At 60.7% G+C, this 16,738-nt stretch carries 11 protein-coding genes; 6 read left to right on the top strand and 5 right to left on the bottom strand.

What is annotated here, in order from left to right:
• Nucleotides 1–43: 43 nt before the first annotated feature.
• Entirely contained in the window at nt 44–2,563 is a 2,520-nt protein-coding gene (locus tag ACQKRQ_RS16365) for a glucose/quinate/shikimate family membrane-bound PQQ-dependent dehydrogenase (protein WP_427478141.1), read from the top strand.
• A 380-nt stretch (nt 2,564–2,943) separates the two neighbouring features.
• On the top strand, nt 2,944–8,454 hold the full coding sequence (locus ACQKRQ_RS16360; protein WP_427478140.1) for a trifunctional serine/threonine-protein kinase/ATP-binding protein/sensor histidine kinase: 5,511 nt from the start codon (nt 2,944–2,946) through the stop codon (nt 8,452–8,454).
• Nucleotides 8,455–8,498: 44 nt separating this feature from the next.
• On the opposite strand, the gene ACQKRQ_RS16355 is transcribed toward ACQKRQ_RS16360, so the two are convergent.
• The 3 genes from ACQKRQ_RS16355 to ACQKRQ_RS16345 all read right to left on the bottom strand — a co-directional run bounded on the left by ACQKRQ_RS16355 (nt 8,499) and on the right by ACQKRQ_RS16345 (nt 10,468).
• Complete coding sequence (locus tag ACQKRQ_RS16355; RefSeq protein WP_427478138.1) at nt 8,499–8,840, bottom strand: response regulator; 342 nt, start codon at nt 8,838–8,840, stop codon at nt 8,499–8,501.
• A gap of 220 nt (nt 8,841–9,060) precedes the next feature.
• Nucleotides 9,061–9,708 carry a response regulator transcription factor gene (locus tag ACQKRQ_RS16350; RefSeq protein WP_427478136.1) on the bottom strand — a complete coding sequence of 216 codons (648 nt, stop codon included), beginning with the start codon at nt 9,706–9,708 and terminating at the stop codon, nt 9,061–9,063.
• Between the two features lie 271 nt (nt 9,709–9,979).
• Nucleotides 9,980–10,468 carry a hypothetical protein gene (locus ACQKRQ_RS16345; protein ID WP_427478135.1) on the bottom strand — a complete coding sequence of 163 codons (489 nt, stop codon included), beginning with the start codon at nt 10,466–10,468 and terminating at the stop codon, nt 9,980–9,982.
• 374 nt (nt 10,469–10,842) lie between these two features.
• On the opposite strand from ACQKRQ_RS16345, the gene ACQKRQ_RS16340 reads away from it, so the two are divergent.
• The 3 genes from ACQKRQ_RS16340 to ACQKRQ_RS16330 all read left to right on the top strand — a co-directional run bounded on the left by ACQKRQ_RS16340 (nt 10,843) and on the right by ACQKRQ_RS16330 (nt 13,605).
• On the top strand, nt 10,843–11,475 hold the full coding sequence (locus tag ACQKRQ_RS16340; protein WP_427478133.1) for a DsbA family protein: 633 nt from the start codon (nt 10,843–10,845) through the stop codon (nt 11,473–11,475).
• A gap of 477 nt (nt 11,476–11,952) precedes the next feature.
• Complete coding sequence (locus ACQKRQ_RS16335; RefSeq protein ID WP_165923845.1) at nt 11,953–12,246, top strand: DUF3331 domain-containing protein; 294 nt, start codon at nt 11,953–11,955, stop codon at nt 12,244–12,246.
• A 336-nt stretch (nt 12,247–12,582) separates the two neighbouring features.
• The gene (locus ACQKRQ_RS16330; RefSeq protein ID WP_427478130.1) at nt 12,583–13,605 is read left to right on the top strand and encodes a LysR family transcriptional regulator; all 1,023 of its coding nucleotides are present in this window, start codon (nt 12,583–12,585) and stop codon (nt 13,603–13,605) included.
• Nucleotides 13,606–13,813: 208 nt separating this feature from the next.
• Here the strand turns inward: ACQKRQ_RS16330 and ACQKRQ_RS16325 are convergent, their stop codons facing one another.
• A complete protein-coding gene (locus tag ACQKRQ_RS16325) occupies nt 13,814–14,524 on the bottom strand; it encodes an SDR family NAD(P)-dependent oxidoreductase (RefSeq protein ID WP_132374907.1) in 711 nt (236 codons plus the stop codon).
• Between the two features lie 478 nt (nt 14,525–15,002).
• Here ACQKRQ_RS16325 and ACQKRQ_RS16320 point away from each other — a divergent pair, with 478 nt between their 5' ends.
• On the top strand, nt 15,003–15,677 hold the full coding sequence (locus ACQKRQ_RS16320) for a VOC family protein (RefSeq protein WP_427478128.1): 675 nt from the start codon (nt 15,003–15,005) through the stop codon (nt 15,675–15,677).
• Nucleotides 15,678–15,718: 41 nt separating this feature from the next.
• Here the strand turns inward: ACQKRQ_RS16320 and ACQKRQ_RS16315 are convergent, their stop codons facing one another.
• Nucleotides 15,719–16,675, bottom strand: coding sequence for an enoyl-CoA hydratase/isomerase family protein (locus ACQKRQ_RS16315; RefSeq protein ID WP_427478127.1), 957 nt, complete (start codon nt 16,673–16,675; stop codon nt 15,719–15,721).
• Nucleotides 16,676–16,738: the final 63 nt, after the last annotated feature.

Below are 16,738 nucleotides of genomic sequence, written 5' to 3'. Positions count from 1 at the left end.
TACTGGCGGCAGGCTGCATCCACTCAAGAGGGTTGAGATCATCATGACCAGTCAGTCGAATTCGCGGGGCGTGATCGGCGTCATCACATTGCTCTTTACGGTGCTGACCGCGCTCTATCTGCTGATCGGTGGCGCATGGCTGCTCGCGGTCGGCGGCTCCGCCTACTATCTCATCACAGGCATCGTGCTGTTGGGCGTGGCCTGGCTGCTTTGGCGGCGCAGTCCCGCCGCGCTCGTGCTTTATGCGCTCGTGCTGATCGGCACGGCGATCTGGGCTCTGCTGGAGTCGGGGCCCGACTTCTGGGCGCTCGCGCCGCGCTCCGGTGTGCTCGTCATCTTCGGCGTATGGTTGCTGCTGCTCATGAGCTGGCGGCTGGAGGGCGAGCGCAAGCTGGGTGTCGCGTCGCTCGTGGTCGCGCTCGTGGCATGGGCGGGCGTGCTCGTGTACGCGAACTTCAATGATCCGCAGCAGGTCAACGGCACACTGAGCGCTGCTGCGCCCGCGAGCGGCGCCAGCACCGGGATCGACGCCGCCGACTGGCCCGCCTATGGGCGCACCCAGGAAGGCACGCGCTATTCGCCGTTGCAGCAGATCACGCCTGAGAACGCGAAGGATCTCCAGGTGGCCTGGACCTTCCGCACGGGTGATATGAAAGGGCCCAACGATCCTGTCGAGATTACCAACGAAGTCACCCCGATCAAGATCGGCGATCTGCTTTACCTATGCTCGCCGCATCAGATTCTGTTCGCGCTCGACGCGAAGACGGGCACGCTCAAGTGGAAGTTCGATCCGAAGCTGCAGGCCGATCCGTCGTTCCAGCACGTGACGTGCCGCGGCGTGTCGTATGTCGATTTGTCGGCTAGCGCCACGGCGGCCGCACCCGCGGTTGCGCCGTCGAGCGATACAGCAGCAGCCGCTACCGCGCCGACGAGCGACACCGCGGCTGCCACGCCGACGAGCGACGCAGCCGCAACTGCCGCCGCGCCAGCGAGCGACGCCGCCGCAGCCGCTACCACGCCGGCGAGCGATGCCACGGCCGCCTGTACGCGCCGCATCTACCTGCCGGTCAACGACGGCCACCTCTACGCGCTCGACGCGCTGACAGGCCAACGTTGCGAGGGCTTCGGCAACCACGGCGACCTCGACCTTCAACACGCCCAGCCGGTCACGACGCCGGGCATGTACGAGCCCACGTCGCCGTCGATCATCACCAGCAAGGTGATCGTCGTGGCGGGCGCGGTCGAGGACAACTTCTCGAACCGCGAGCCGTCGGGCGTCATCCGCGGCTTCGATGTGCGCACGGGCGAATTGCTCTGGGCGTTCGATCCGGGCGCGAAGGATCCGAATCACATTCCGGGCGCGGGCGAGCATTACACGTGGAATTCGCCCAACTCGTGGGCACCGTCCGCCTACGACGCGAAACTCGACATCGTCTATCTGCCGATGGGTGTCACGACGCCGGACATCTGGGGCGGCAACCGCACGCCGGATCAGGAGCGCTATGCCAGCGGCCTGCTCGCACTCAACGCATCGACCGGCAAGCTCGCCTGGTTCTACCAGACCGCGCACCACGATCTGTGGGACATGGACCAGCCGTCGCAGCCCACGCTCGCCGACATCACCGGCAAGGACGGCCAGACCGTGCCGGTCGTGTACGCGCCGGCCAAGACCGGCAACCTGTTCGTGCTCGACCGCCGCACGGGTGTCCCCGTCGTGCCGGCGCCCGAAACGCCCGTGCCGCAAGGCGCCGCCCCCGGCGACCATGTTGCGCCGACGCAGCCGTTCTCGCAGCTCACGTATCGCCCGTCGAAGGACCTGACCGACGCCGACATGTGGGGCGCCACGATGTACGACCAGCTCGTGTGCCGTGTGATGTTTCACAAGCTGCGGTATGAAGGCACGTTCACGCCGCCTTCGTTGCAGGGCACGCTGGTGTTCCCGGGCAACCTGGGCATGTTCGAGTGGGGCGGCATTGCCGTCGACACCGACCGCCAGTTCGCCGTCGCGAACCCGATCGCGCTGCCGTTCGTCTCGCGTCTGATTCCGCGCGGCCCCGGCAATCCGCTGGAGCCGGTGCCAGGCGCCAAGGGCAGCGGCACCGAGTCAGGCATCCAGCCGCAATATGGCCTGCCGTACGGCGTGGTGATCAACCCGTTCCTCTCGCCGTTCGGCTTGCCGTGCAAGCAGCCGGCATGGGGCTACATCTCCGCGATCGATCTCAAGACCAATGAGATCGTGTGGAAGAAGCGCATTGGCACCGTGCGCGACAGTTCGCCGATTCCGCTGCCGTTCAGGATGGGCATGCCGATGCTGGGCGGTCCGATCGTCACCGGGGGCGGTGTCGCGTTTATCGGCGCGACGGCGGACAACTACATTCGCGGGTTCGACGTGAACAACGGCAAACAGGTCTGGGAGGCCCGCCTGCCCGCGGGCGGCCAGGCCACGCCGATGAGCTATTCGATCAACGGCCGTCAGTACGTGGTGATCGCGGCGGGTGGGCATGGCTCGTTCGGCACGAAGCTTGGCGACTATGTGATTGCCTACGCCTTGCCGCAGCAGTAAGGGGGCCGCGTCGCCGGGTTGTTTCAGTGCGGGCGTATCGGAAGGCTCCAGCCTGATGTAGCGGCATGCTGCGCGCGCGAGAAGCGCGTCGCGCATGCCGTTTTTTTTGGGTCCGGTTTCTGGCGTCACGCCGGCGGTGATCCAATAAATGGGACGACGGTGCAAGCCATAGCCGGGAAGGCGGGAAGCGTGGACAATAATTTCTAAATGGAATTCGTAGCCTTACAGCAACCATCTTGCGTGGGATCGGAGTCAGTGCTTTGCATGGGACCAGAGTAGCGCGCTATGGACCAGAGTAAGCGCTAAAGCGCCAACTCTGGTCGACGGCCCGCTCCGGTCGATCGCTAAACCACTAGCTTCGGTCGACAGTGGAGTCCACCGTGGATCTCACCGGATATGAGTTGGAGCCGCTGCACGATGACGGCGACTTCTCCCTGTATCGAGCCCGGAGACCCCGCCATCCCGTCTCGGTGCTCGCGCTGGTCGCCACCCGTACGGTCACGCAGAGCATTACACGGCTCGAGCACGAATACGGATTGGCCTCGTTGCTCGATTCCAGCTGGGCCGCTCAGCCGCTGGCGCTCTATCACCGCAGAGAGCCGCCCATGCTCGTTCTCGACGACGACGGCGGCGAGCCCCTCCATCGCTCACTCGGCCGTCCGCTGGAGCTCACGCGTTTTTTGCGCATCGCCGTCAATCTGGCGAGAGTAGTCGGTCACGTTCACCGATGCGGGCTCGTTCACAAAGACATCAAGCCGGCGAATGTGCTCGTCGACGGGAACGGCAACGTGCGGCTCACCGGCTTCGGCATCGCCTCGCAACTGCCGCACGAACATCAGCCGCCCGCGCCGCCGGAGATCGTCGCCGGGACTTTCGCGTATATGGCGCCCGAGCAGACGGGCCGCATGAACCGTTCGATCGACACGCGCAGCGATCTCTATTCGCTTGGCGTCACACTGTACGAGATGCTTACCGGCTCGCTGCCGTTCACCGCATCGGACGCGATGGAATGGATTCATTGCCATATTGCGCGCAGGCCGGCACCGCCAGGCGAGCGCGTCGACGGTATTCCGAAGGCGGTCGAGGGCATCGTGCTGAAGCTCCTCGCCAAGGCCGCCGAGGATCGTTACCAGACCGCGGCGGGTGTCGAAGCCGACCTGCGGTCGTGCCTCGCGGCATGGGAGGCGCACCAGCGCGTCGACCCGTTCCCGCTGGGGGCGCACGACGCGTCCGACCGCTTGCTCGTTCCCGAAAAACTGTACGGACGCGAGGCACAGATCGAAGCGCTCGTGACAGCATTCGATCGTGTCGTGGGTAGCGGGGCGGTCGAACTGGTGCTTATCTCGGGCTATCCGGGCATTGGCAAGTCGTCGGTCGTCAACGAGTTGCACAGGGTGCTGGTGCCGCCACGCGGCCTGTTCGCGTCCGGCAAGTTCGACCAGTACAAACGTGACATTCCTTATGTGCCTTTTGCACAGGCCTTCCAGACGCTCGTGCGCAACCTCTTGAGCCAGAGCGACGCAGAGGTCGAGCCGTGGCGGCACGCGCTAATGGAAGCGCTCGGTCCCAACGGTCAGCTGATCGTGACACTGATCCCCGAGCTCGCGCTCATCATCGGCGAGCAGCCACCGGCGCCGGCTCTGCCGCCGCAGGATGCGCAAAACCGCTTCCAGATGGTATTTCGACGTTTTCTCGGCGTATTTGCGCGACCTGAGCATCCGCTCGCGCTGTTTATCGACGATCTCCAATGGGTCGATACGGCGACGCTCGACCTGCTTGCCCACCTCGTCACGCATCCGGACGTGAAGCACGTTCTGCTGGTCGGCGCCTACCGGGACAACGAGGTGGATGCGTCGCACCCGTTTGCGCGCACGCTCGAGTCGATCAGCCACGCCGAAAGAAAGGTGCAGCAGATAGAGCTCGCGCCGCTCACACCGGACAGCGTCACGCAACTCGTGGCCGATTCGCTTCACTGCGACAGCGCGACAGCCGGGCCGCTCGCGCAACTGGTGCACGAGAAGACCGGCGGCAATCCGTTCTTCGCGATCCAGTTTCTGACGGCGCTCGCCGATGAAGACCTGCTCACATTCGATCAGCGCGCCGCCGCGTGGTGCTGGGATTTGCCACGCATTCGCGCGAAGGGTTTCACCGAGAACGTCGCCGATCTGATGGCGGCTAAGCTGAGCCGCCTGCCTGCGCTGACGCGCGACGCGTTGGGGCAACTGGCGTGTCTCGGCAACGTCGCTGAAGTCACCGCACTGACGTGGGTTCAGGGCGGCTCTGAAGAGAAGGTGCACGCGAACCTGTGGGAAGCCGTGCGGACGGGTCTCGTTTTTCGCGTGGGCAACGCCTATGAATTCGCACACGACCGCGTGCAGGAGGCCGCTTATGCGCTGATTCCCGCCGACGAGCGCGCCGCCGCGCATCTGCGGATCGGCCGGGCGCTGGTGTCGCGGACCCCGCCGGAAGCGCTCGAGGATCCCATCTTCGATATCGTCAACCATCTCAATCGTGGTGCCGCGCTGATCCAGGCGGAGCCGGAGCGTGAGCAGGTCGTCGAGTTGAACCTCATCGCGGGCCGGCGCGCGATGAATTCGACCGCCTACGCGGCCGCTCGCAGCTATCTGGCGCAAGCCGTGGCGCTGCTGTCGCCGGATGCGTGGACGCAGCGCTACGACAGCACGTTCGAACTCTATCTCGCGTTTTCGGAGTGCGAATATCTGGCCGGCGATTTTGCGCAAGCCGACGCGCTGGCCGACATGATGCTCGCGAGAGCGCGCTCCAATCTCGATCGTGCGAAGGTCTTCAGCCTGCGGATCGAGTTGTATCAGCTCGCCGGGAGATATGACGAGAGCTTCGCGGTCGCGCTGGTTGCGCTGCGCGATTTCGGCATTCTCTTTCCTGAGACGGAGCAGGACATCCAGGCGGCCGTCGATGACGGATTGCGGGACATTCGCGTCAATCAGGCCGGGCGTCCCATCGGCGAACTGGTCGAGGCGCCGGTGGCGACGGAACCCGCGATCCGTGCGATCGTCAATCTTCTGCTTCAGGCGATGAACTGCGCTTTTGCCGCGCGGCCGGCGTTTTACCCGCTCATCACGCTCAAGGCGGTCAATCTCTCCCTGCAGCACGGCAATACCGAGAACTCCAGTTTTGCTTACGGCAATTACGCGCTGATGCTGGTGTCTCTGATCGGCGATATCCCCACCGCGGTGCAATTTTCAGAGATGTCGCTCAAACTGAACGAGAAGTTCGGCAATCGGCGCCTGAATGGAAAGCTGCTTCACCTGTACGGCGCCCACGTCAATTTCTGGCGCTGCCACATTGCAGCTAATCTGCCGGTTCTCGAGCGGGCGACCGCTGCGTGCCTGGAAGTGGGCGACTTCGTTTTTGCAGGCAACGTCGCATTCAACGCGGTTTGGCAGACCATCGAGAAAGGGGCCGCCCTCGAGGACGTGCAAACGCTCTCGGAAAAGTACGCGGCGCTCGCGCGGGAGAGCCACAACGACGCGGTGTACGAGTTGATCCGGGTCGAGCGGCAATTCGTCATCAGTCTGCGCGGCAAGACGAGCGAACCGTTGAATCTGAACGACGAGACGTTCGACGAAGCAGCCTGCTTCGAGGCCATCATCAGATCGAATTTCGGCTGCGCTATCGGCGTCTATCGCATCATCAAGGTGATGCTTGCCTTTCTCGACGGCCGGTATGCCGACGCGCTGGAGGCCGCGGACCGGGCGGAGGCGGTCCTCAGTTCTGTCATGGCACTGGCGATCGAACCGACCTATCACTTCTTTCATGCGCTCACCTTGACGGCGCTTTATCCGCAGGCATCCGAGGAACAGCAGCAAGTCTATGCGCGCATGCTTGCGGCGAAACTCAAGAAGCTCGCAACGTGGGCTGAGCACTGCCCGGAGAACTATCAGAACCGCTACGCGCTGGTTTGCGCGGAGCTTGCGCGTCTGGAGGGCCGGGATCTCGACGCCATGCGCCTTTACGAACAGGCGGTCCACTCCGCTCATGAAAATGGCTTTCTACACCACGAAGGCATCGCCAACGAACTTGCCGGCCGCTTCTATCTAAGCAGCGGTCTCAGGACGAGCGCCGATGCGTATTTGCGCAACGCGCGTCATTGCTTCGCCTTTTGGGGCGCGGACGGCAAAGTCGCGCAACTCGACGGGCAATTCCCCCGCCTCGCCAATCAGGACGGGAGCAATGCTACGTCGACACTCAGCTTCGGTTGGCGGCAGTTCGACGCCGCGACCCTGCTCAAGGCCTCTCAAGCCCTTTCCAGCGAGATCGAATTGACAGGCCTGATCGAACGCCTGATGACGATAGCGCTGCAGACCGCGGGCGCCGATCGGGGCCTGTTAGTTGTCCTGCAGCAGCCGGACGGCTACCGGATCGAGGCAGAGGCGCGCATCAATGGAAACGGGATCGAGTTGAACCGGGAGCCGCCTGGCAATTCTGCCGTCCCTGCCGCCATTCTGCGTTACGTGATCCACACGCAAAAGAGCGTCATCATCGACGATGCGTTGATACCCAACATGTTCTCCCAGGACAGCTACCTGGCAAGCGGCGCCACTCGGTCCGTGTTCTGCCTGCCTCTGGTCAGACAGGGCAAACTCGGCGGCCTGCTGTATCTCGAGAACACGGCCACTTCGCATGTTTTTACGGCGCGCCGCTCGTCGCTGCTCGATTTGCTGGCATCGCAGGCCGCCATTTCACTCGAGAACACCCGTCTGTATGCCGACCTTCAGGAACGCGAGGCAAAGGTTCGGCGCCTGGTGGACTCGAACATCATTGGGATCCACATTTGGGACTTTGAGGGCAACGTCGTCGAAGCCAACGACGCTTTTCTGCGCATTGTGGGTTACAGCCGGGAAGATCTGCTCTCAGGGCGTATCCGGTGGCCCGATTTGACTCCGCCCGAGTGGCGTGACCTCGACGAATTCGTGAGAGCGGAATTGACGGCTACCGGAAGCGCTAAACCGTTCGAGAAAGAGTACTTCCGCAAGGATGGCAGCCGGGTGCCCGTGCTGGTCGGCGCGGCGGCGTTCGGCGATCGTGAAGGGCAGGGCGTCGCTTTCATAGTCGACCTGACCGATCAGAAGAGGGCGCAACAGGACGTGCGCGATAGCGAACGGCGATATCTCGGACTCCAGATGGAACTGGCGCATTCAAACCGCGTGGCGACGATGGGGCAGTTATCGGCATCGATTGCCCACGAAGTGAAGCAACCCATCACCGCAACGGTTGCCTACGCCAGTGCGGCCTTGCGCTGGCTGGCGGCGCGCCCGCCCAATCTCGACGAAGTGCGTCAGGCGCTCACCCGGATTGTCGCGGATGGCGGCCGCGCCAATAACATCGTCGACCGCACCCGCGCATTCTTTAAAAAGGAGCCGCAGCGAAAAGACGGCTTGGACATCAACGAAGCGATTCTCGAGTTGATCGCGTTCATGCGAGGTGAAGCCGGCAAGCACGGCGTCGAGCTCGTCGTCCAGCTGGTTGATGGATTGCCGCAGATCCAGGGGGATCGGGTACAACTGCAGCAGGTGATGCTCAATCTCATGATCAACGCCCTTGAAGCGATGAGTGCAATGGACGTCGGCGAGCGAACGCTTTTGATCCGAACCGGCCAGTCCGGTGCCAACGAACTCTGCATCAGCGTGGAGGATTCTGGACCAGGTCTGGACGTCGAACATCTGGAAGGCGTCTTCGAGGCATTTTTTACGACCAAACCCAACGGCCTGGGAATGGGACTGCCGATCTGCCGTTCGATTGTGGAAAGTCACGGTGGACGATTATGGGTGACGTCGAACTCCGCCGGGGGCGCCACTTTTCAGTTCACGTTGCCCGCGCCAGGCAACGTCTCGCTTCCGGGCAACGTTTAGGCGATCGCGCTACACGCTGACAAACGGACGGACCCTCGGCCAGGTTACTTCTGCAATATCGCGCCAATCAGCGCGAGCAGTCGTGCGTCGTCCACTGGCTTTGAGAAGAAACCGGCGGCTCCGCCGGCTTCGGCTCGCTCGAGAAGCTCCTGCGTCGCATAGGCAGTAATGAAAATGACAGGAACAGGCCGCTTCCATAGCTTGATCGATTCAAGCAGCGCGAAACCGTCCACGCCCGGCATGTGAATGTCCGCGACAACAAGCTTCAGTTCCGATCGGCGCGTATCACCCAGAAGATGGTTGGCGGACTCATAGACAATGACTCTCCAGTTTGCCGAACGAAGCAAACTGGATGTCGCCATCCGGACGAATTCGTCGTCGTCCACTACCCCGATGACTGCAGGAGAGCGCTTTGTTCTCATCTCGAGTCCGTACGGCATCGAAAGGATTCAGAAAGGCTGAATCCTTTAGGCAAATTACAGGCCTACGGACAAGGCGGCAATAAGACCTTAGAATGATTTTAGTGACAGTTCGTATTAGCCGGGATCGATCCCGGCCGAAGATGGCGGCGAGAGTGCAGCGAATACAGAAATGGCTGAGTCGCACTTAGTGCACAGGCAGCACCTGCTGTAACTTCCTGACCACATCAGGCACTGAGCGCGCCTGCAGCTTATGCATCGCCTGGGCCCGATGGATCTTGACCGTTACCTCGCTCAGGCACAGGAGGTCGGCGATCTGCTTGTTCAACAGCCCGTCGGCGACCAGCCTGATGACTTCCCGCTCGCGCGCTGTCAGCGAATCGTATGTTTGACGGATGCCCGCAACGATCCTTTCCTGGCGCTTTAATTCAATATCCCTTTTTAAGGCAGCGGCGATCGTATCGATCAGATCCTGATCCTTGAATGGCTTTGTCATGAAATCGAAGGCGCCCGCCTTCATGGCCTTGACGGACATCTCGATGTCGCCGTGCCCGGTCAGAAATATGACCGGGAATCGAACACTCTCTTTGAAGGGCTCCTGCTGCAGGGTCAAGCCGCTCGTGCCCCGCAGACGAACGTCGAGAATGAGACAGCTCGGCACGTCCGGCATGTCCGTGGCCAGAAAATCGTCGGCCGATTCGAACGCCCGCACGTGAATGCCGACTGACATGAGTAGAGAGGTTAGGGCGCCTCGAATGGATTCGTCGTCGTCGACCACATACACAAGCGAGTCCGGCAATGATTCACTTCCCGCCCCAACGTTGTCATGTTTCATCGCTCGATCTTCGAAAAGTTCGTTACGCTAAGTGACGCCGATACTTTTCGTATAGTAAGCAATGCTCGCGCTTATCGCTACCCGTTGCGCATGGTCTTTCCTGATGTCATTGAGCGGCAATTCATACCGTTGCCTGGTAGCTCGAAGGCACTAAAGCAAGGATTCCGTTTCTTCTGACGAATCGAGGGGTCGGCATGACGGAAGTCGTATCCTGCGTATCCGAAGATCGATTCATACTTTGGGATAGGTGAGTCCTGAAGACTCGATGTGGCTATTGCCGGCGCGACTGCTTCTCTCGCGACGATGCGACGCCGAGTGCGATCACGCACGCGGCCTTGCTGAAGCATTCGATCGACGAGAAGATTGCTATCGCGAAGGAATGGTTGAATTCCATCGGTAGTGCGGGTGCGATCGCCAACACGCTCGCGCCGCAGAGAAACGCAAAAGTTTCGCGAGCAAAGCGTGCTTTGGCAATGGCAGCGAGACCTGTGCCGAGCACCACGAGCTTCGACAGGAGCAGGGCGACCAGCCCCGCGTGTACGTCGGATACACCCAACTCTAGCGGCGCCTCAATCAACGACCACCCGCAGACGACAAGTACGAGCGTTTTGAATATCCGCTCGGAGCGTGCATTTACTGTGTCGGCGTCGGCGTCGGCGTCTGCGTCGGCGTCGGCGTCGCTCTGAATCCAGCGCGGTTTTGACGGGAGCGCGTCGCCGTGCAGACTGATCACCGGATCTGCTGTTTCCCTTGCATTCACGACTCGCCCTCCTGATCGGTGGCTCGCGAGACGCTCGCACTCGCCATGAGATCAAGGTACACGGCCCCGCCGCTCAAAGACATTGTACGAACGGGTGGCATGGCCTCTGAAAAAGCGTGTGGAACTCATACGACCGTATATCCAACAGGAGCGAAATCCGGTCGCGAGGATGCCGATGCGAGTAGACCAGCTATCGGCGAGTAATGAGCTCCTGGTTACACGGTGTAAAAAGTGAATTGAGGCTAGCCTGGTTCGTGGCACTACGGTTCGGTTCTATGATCCTTTTCGACAGACTTCACCCGGCGGCGTATCACCGTGTTCCTCAAGATCGACGCAACGGGCCTGCGCAACAGAGAAATTTTACGGAATCAGCTATGAAACTCATATTTGTAGGCGACCCAATGTGCTCATGGTGTTATGGTTTCCACAAAGAGATGACAACCCTCGTAGAGGCGATGCCCGACCTTGAAATACAGGTTGTGCTGGGTGGCCTGGCCGCAGGTTCCACGCAAGTTCTGGACGACGCGGGCAAGCAGTTTCGCCTGACGCACTGGGCCCGCGTCGAGCAACTGAGCGGCGCGCAATTCAATCGCGACGCGTTGCTTGCGAGGAAGAACTTTGTCTATGACACTGAACCGGTCTGCCGTGCCGTGGTAACGGCCCGTCTGATCAAGCCTACGGTCAATCTATTGACGGTCTTCGGCGCGTTTCAGCGGGCATTCTATGTTGATGGACTTGATACCACGGACGGTCGGATTCTCGCGGAGATCGGCGCGTCGGCGTTGAAGGCGGCGGGGTTCGGCGTCGACGCCGATGCGTTCCTCACCGTCTGGTCCTCGGACGAAGCGATACAGGCAACTCGTGCGGATTTCGCACTGACCCGGCGTCTAGGCGTGTCGGGCTTCCCGTCGTTGTTTGTTGATCTGAACGGAAAGATTGGGCAACTGAGTTCGGGCTACGCTACGGCGGCCAGCGTTCAACAGACGCTCATGCGCCTCGCCGCATGAGCGAACCAACTGGGCGCAGACCAGACTCGCGGCGCACGCGCAGACACGGAAGCAATCGGGCTCATGCCAGAAATGTTGCCGCGGAAAAAGCCCTTTTCCTAAAACGTGCATTCTATCCACACCTCAATCGCCATATCATGGCTTCGAAGCAAATACGCGGACGCACGGGCCGATAGATTGACGAGCCGCCACATCGAGCATGGCCAGGGAGAGAGACGCAGCGGCAACCGTACCCCAGGCACTTGAGTCATTGGGCGTCTGTTCGGTGCGCTTAATGCGTTGTTACCGGCGCGGCGTCCCGTTCAGTGAGAATTAAACGTTACGTTTCGATTCGTAAGGAGCGCGGCCATGCTGGTTAGCCAAGTCGACCCGTGGGTTCAGACGATACGACTGTTGTCATCGGGATTACGATGCCCGAATGCGGGCGCTGATACGACGCCCGTGCCAAAACGCGGATCATCCTATGGCTTCGAGGCGATGCCAGGTACTAGCGGCTTGCCTCACCTGAAGGTGAGTCTGATTGAGCGGACCACGTCGCTCACCGTGACCATTGCGTGGCGGGACCCGACGAGCTGCTTCTACGGCGCCCAGGTCTGGCGGGTCGCGAACGCCAAGGTATCAGGGACATGCGTGTTGAGCGGGCAACGGATCAGGCGCGGGGACCGCATATTTCATCCGCAGCGTTCGAAACCCGCACCGGTCAATGCCCGCGCGATGATCCTCGAATCGGCCCTCAATGCGATCGAACCGTTGCAGGCAAACCAGGTCTAGATGTTCTCCTTTTCGCCGGCCGATTTCCTTCTTGTATTCTCGCCCTGGCGAAGTGCTACGGCGCCTCGATAGCACATCAAGCGGTGCGATAGCCGCGTCCTGAGATCAAGCGAAAGTGGCCGACAGAGCATTCGGACTGGATTGGTGCGCGCATCCGAACGTATTAGTCGAGCACGCGAGCGCACGATGCGTTACACCATATCGAACGATGGCGCCATGCGGCGTTCGCGCTTACCCTGCATTCGTTTCCCGGTTGTTTGGATTGCGCCGCCAGTGACGATCCACGGCACCTGAATACTCTGCTCTACATCTTTACATTGACCAGTGAGGTGCGAGATGGACCAGCTTTACATGTTGCGTGCATTCGTTGCTGCCGCGCGGTATCAAAGCTTCAGCAAGGCTGCGGAATCGTTGAATGTGACCACCGGCTCGGTATCGAAGGCGATCGCCAAGCTCGAAGGGTGCATCCAGACGAGGGTCTTGCTTAGAACAACAAGGTCCGTTTCTTTGACTGAAGCGGCACAGCCCTACTATCTGAGTTGCTGCCGTTTGCTCGAGGAACTCGACGAAGCGAACCGTCGCATTACGCGCTCGCGTGAAGTCGACAGCGGCAAGTTGCGGCTGATCGTGCATCCGATGCTGATGAGCGAAACCTTTTCGCGCCTGGTGCGGGGCTATCACGCCATTGCCCCTAATGTGAATCTGATCGTTTCCGTTCAGGAGGGGGCCGCAAACCTGTATGACGGCCGATTCGATATGGCGATTCTTCCGCCGCATCTTGTCGAGCAGTCTGCCGTGATTCGCCGTACATTGTCGAGGTCACAGCGCATCTTTGTCGCAGCGCCCGCTTATCTTGAGCAGTACGGTATTCCCAAAACCGCCGCCGAGTTGACCCATCACTTTCTTCTGCTGGACACGGATTCACGGAAAAAGGGCGTGGATGTTGTCGATCTGTTGGAGAGCGAAACGCGGGTGAGCGTGTCTCCCATGTCGTCGATGGACGGGAACGAGATATTGCTTAGGGCAGCGGCACTGATGGGGACCGGTATTGCCGCATTGCCTGAAACCATGGTGCGTGAGGATATCGAAGCCAGGCGCCTTACGCATATCTTGCCGCTGTGCACGACATCCGACAACAAGGTTGAGATCTGTCTCTTCTACTCGCACCGGGAACTGCTTCCGGCGAGGCTCAGGACATTCGTCGACTATTGCACCCAGTTTTTCAGATCGTCGGCTCGACATGACGTCAAGGAGGTAGAGACAGTTTTGCCGTTGAAGGACTATCGGGAAGATTACGGTTGGCGGCCGGTTGAGGCGCGGTATGCGCGGCCTTTGCCGTTCGAACAGGTGGGTCGGTGACGCTGGCATCGTCGCAATGAGGTCCTTCGCCAGGCAAAGCTGGATCGTCATTCACGCGGGTAGAAATCGAATTCGAGTCTGATGCCGCCGGGTTCATAGAGCACCGTGGCGATTGGCGTGATGTTCTCCTTCATCCTGTTCGACAAACCGGTTGCACGCTAGCGGCGTCCGGTCGTGCGGACCGGAGCCTGCTACTGCATGGTCGCGCTTAGTGGCCAGCGCTCTGGCCGCCGTCGACGTGCAGGATCTCGCCGGTGACGAACGGGGCGGAGTCCAGATAAAGGATCGCGTTCACGACATCGCTCATTTCGCCCATATGACCCATCGGATGGAGCGCGCCGAGCGCCGCATGCGTTTCCGCCGGATGCATCGGCGACCTGATGATGCCCGGCGAAACCGCGTTGGCACGAATGCCGCGTTTGGCGTATTCGATCGCGAGGGAGCGGGTTGCCGCGTTCAGGCCGCCCTTGGTGAGCGCGGCGAGTACCGCAGGCACGCCGTCGATCGCGTGGTCGGCCAGGGTGGTGCTGATGCTAACGACGTGGCCGCTGGCATGCTTCTCCATATCAGCGATGGCGAGCTGCGTGATGTAGAAGAAGCCATTCAGGTTCACACCCGTGACCGCTGCATAGTCTTCGGCGGTATAGCTGGTAAAAGGCTTGGCGACGAAGATGCCGGCGTTGTTCACGAGCGTATCGATGCGGCCGAAGCGCGTCACGGCTTCGCCGATCACGCGGCGGGCGGTTTCGGGGTCGGCGATGTCGCCGGCCACGGTCAGGATGTTCGGATCCTCCGACGGCTTGATGCTGCGCGCGGTGGCGACCACGCGATAGTCGAGCTTGCGGAACGCCTTGACGACTTCCGCGCCGATGCCTTGCGACGCGCCAGTAACGACGATGACCTTTTGTGACGTGCTCATAGAGAACCTCCAAATCCATTGAGTGGGCTCTGTTGCCGATCGGGTCCGCGGCTCCGATAAGGGGCTAATCTAGGCGCTTTGGTGCTCGGTTCGAATACCCTTCAGCGACAAACAGACTTGCGTGTGAGGAACAAGTCAGGCGCGACGGGCACGGGTTGAAGGCGCGTGGCCACGATGACGGTTTCCGCACAGACGGTAAGTTGTCTGCAGCGTCACACCGGCTAGTACTTCGCAAGGCATTTGCTCGCCCGGCACTCGTGAGAGTTGTTCATTTTTGATTTTCCTCCTTTAATCTTTATTGGCACGGAGGTTTTCCGGAGACTTCTCACATTAGCGACCGGCCCTTTGGTAAGTCATCGGATACAACAATCCGATTAGGCCGAAAACTGGAATTGGATATTCCAGATCAGGAAGGCAAGTCGCCGAGATCGCAAACGTATGAGTCACCCTTGAATCACCGAAACACGAGGAGCCTGACATGAGCAATGCACAAACAACCAACCAAGCCGACACGGCTGCCGGTACAGCGCGGACGGTGGACATGAAGCTCGAGATTGTTGTCATCCCAGTCTCCGACGTCGATCGCGCGAAAGAGTTCTATGCCAGGTTAGGTTGGAGGCTCGACGTCGATATCGCGAAAGACGAGCAGTTTCGAGTTGTCCATTTCACGCCCCCAGGCTCGCAATGCTCGGTTCTCTTCGGCAAGGGCGTCACGACTGAAGAACCGGGTTCGGTGCAGGGACTCCATCTCATTGTGTCCGATATAAACAGGGCGCACGCAGAGCTTGTCGAGCGAGGCATCGACGTGAGCGAAGTCTTCCATGACGCCGGCGGCCTTTTCCACCATGCGGGCGAGGAAGGACGCGTGAGCGGCTCGCAACCGGAACGGCGCAGCTACGGCTCCTTTGCCTCGTTCAGCGATCCTGACGGAAATGGCTGGGTCTTCCAGGAAGTGACCACTCGACTCCCTGGAAGGGTGGACGCGCAGGTCACGACATTCGCTTCGGCAATAGAACTCGCAGGGGCGCTACGGCGCGCCGCGGCCGCGCATGGCGAGCATGAGAAACTCTCCGGACAGCATGACGAAAACTGGCCGGACTGGTACGCCAGCTATATCGTCGCCGAGCAGGCCGGCACGCAGTTGCCGACGTAAGTCTGGCGGCTGATAGCTCGGCCAACTGCGAAGCGCGTGGATTACTTGTCCGGTTGATTGACTTTGCCGGTGTACCGGTCGAGATGAATTTCCACGTCAGGCTTTTTCTGCAATCCAAGTTCCATCAGCTTCCTGATATCCTGCTGCGCCGCTGGACGTTGTACGGAGGTAATGAAAGCGTCCCACTGTGGCCCAACCTCGCTATCGGGAGGGAGAGTGGAGATGTTGACGAAGTGCTTGATCTCCCCGATGGTCTGCTTGTCGAAGGATGCAATGCGGCGAGCCAGGGTGTCGACGAACTTATCCAGTTCGGCATCCGGAAGTGAGCGGTTGACATAGCCATATCGTTCGGCAAGTTCGCCGTTGATATCGTTGCCGCTCAGCAGAATTTCCAGTGCGCGGCCTCGCCCCATCAGCCGGGGAAGACGCGACATCGGTCCGCCGCCGGGAACGAAACCGGCGCCTACTTCGAATTGGGAAAGCACGGCTTTTTCACGGCTGGCGAAGCGCATGTCGGACGCAAGGGACAACTCACTTCCAACGCCCGAAGCCCGGCCCCGGATCGACACGATCGACACCACGGAAGAGCGGCTCAGGCGAGTCAGCATATCGGGTAGCGGCGGCATGCCTGTTGGGCCGGGGGGCATGCGCGTCGTGACTTCGAGGGGCGGCACAAAGTCATAGTGAGTCAGAAAAAAACCGGGTACTGAGCTGTCGAACACCACGACCTTCAGTTCGGGATCGTTCTCTATCTGGGTGATCACGCTGTTCAACTGCGGTATGGATTCCGGACCGAAGATATTGAATGGCGGATGGTCGATGGTGACGCGCCAGTATGCCGGCGTCACGCGTTTTATCTTGAACTCCTGCTTCGCGCCAGTTTCCGGTTGCGCGCTTTGATTCGCGGCGGTGCTTGCCTGGTCTGTCTGTGCTATCGCGCTGCCGTTGTGAAACAGTGCGCCTGCGGCCATTGCCACCACCAAGTGGGTCAGTTTCATGTTTGCTTCCTTTTCGATGCTGAAGAAATTCGCGGAAGAAAGAACGCGCGGGCATTCGGTCCA

It is taken from the genome of Paraburkholderia sp. NPDC080076 (genome assembly GCF_050281145.1).
GTDB lineage: Bacteria > Pseudomonadota > Gammaproteobacteria > Burkholderiales > Burkholderiaceae > Paraburkholderia.
This window is presented reverse-complemented; position numbering and strand designations above follow the sequence as displayed.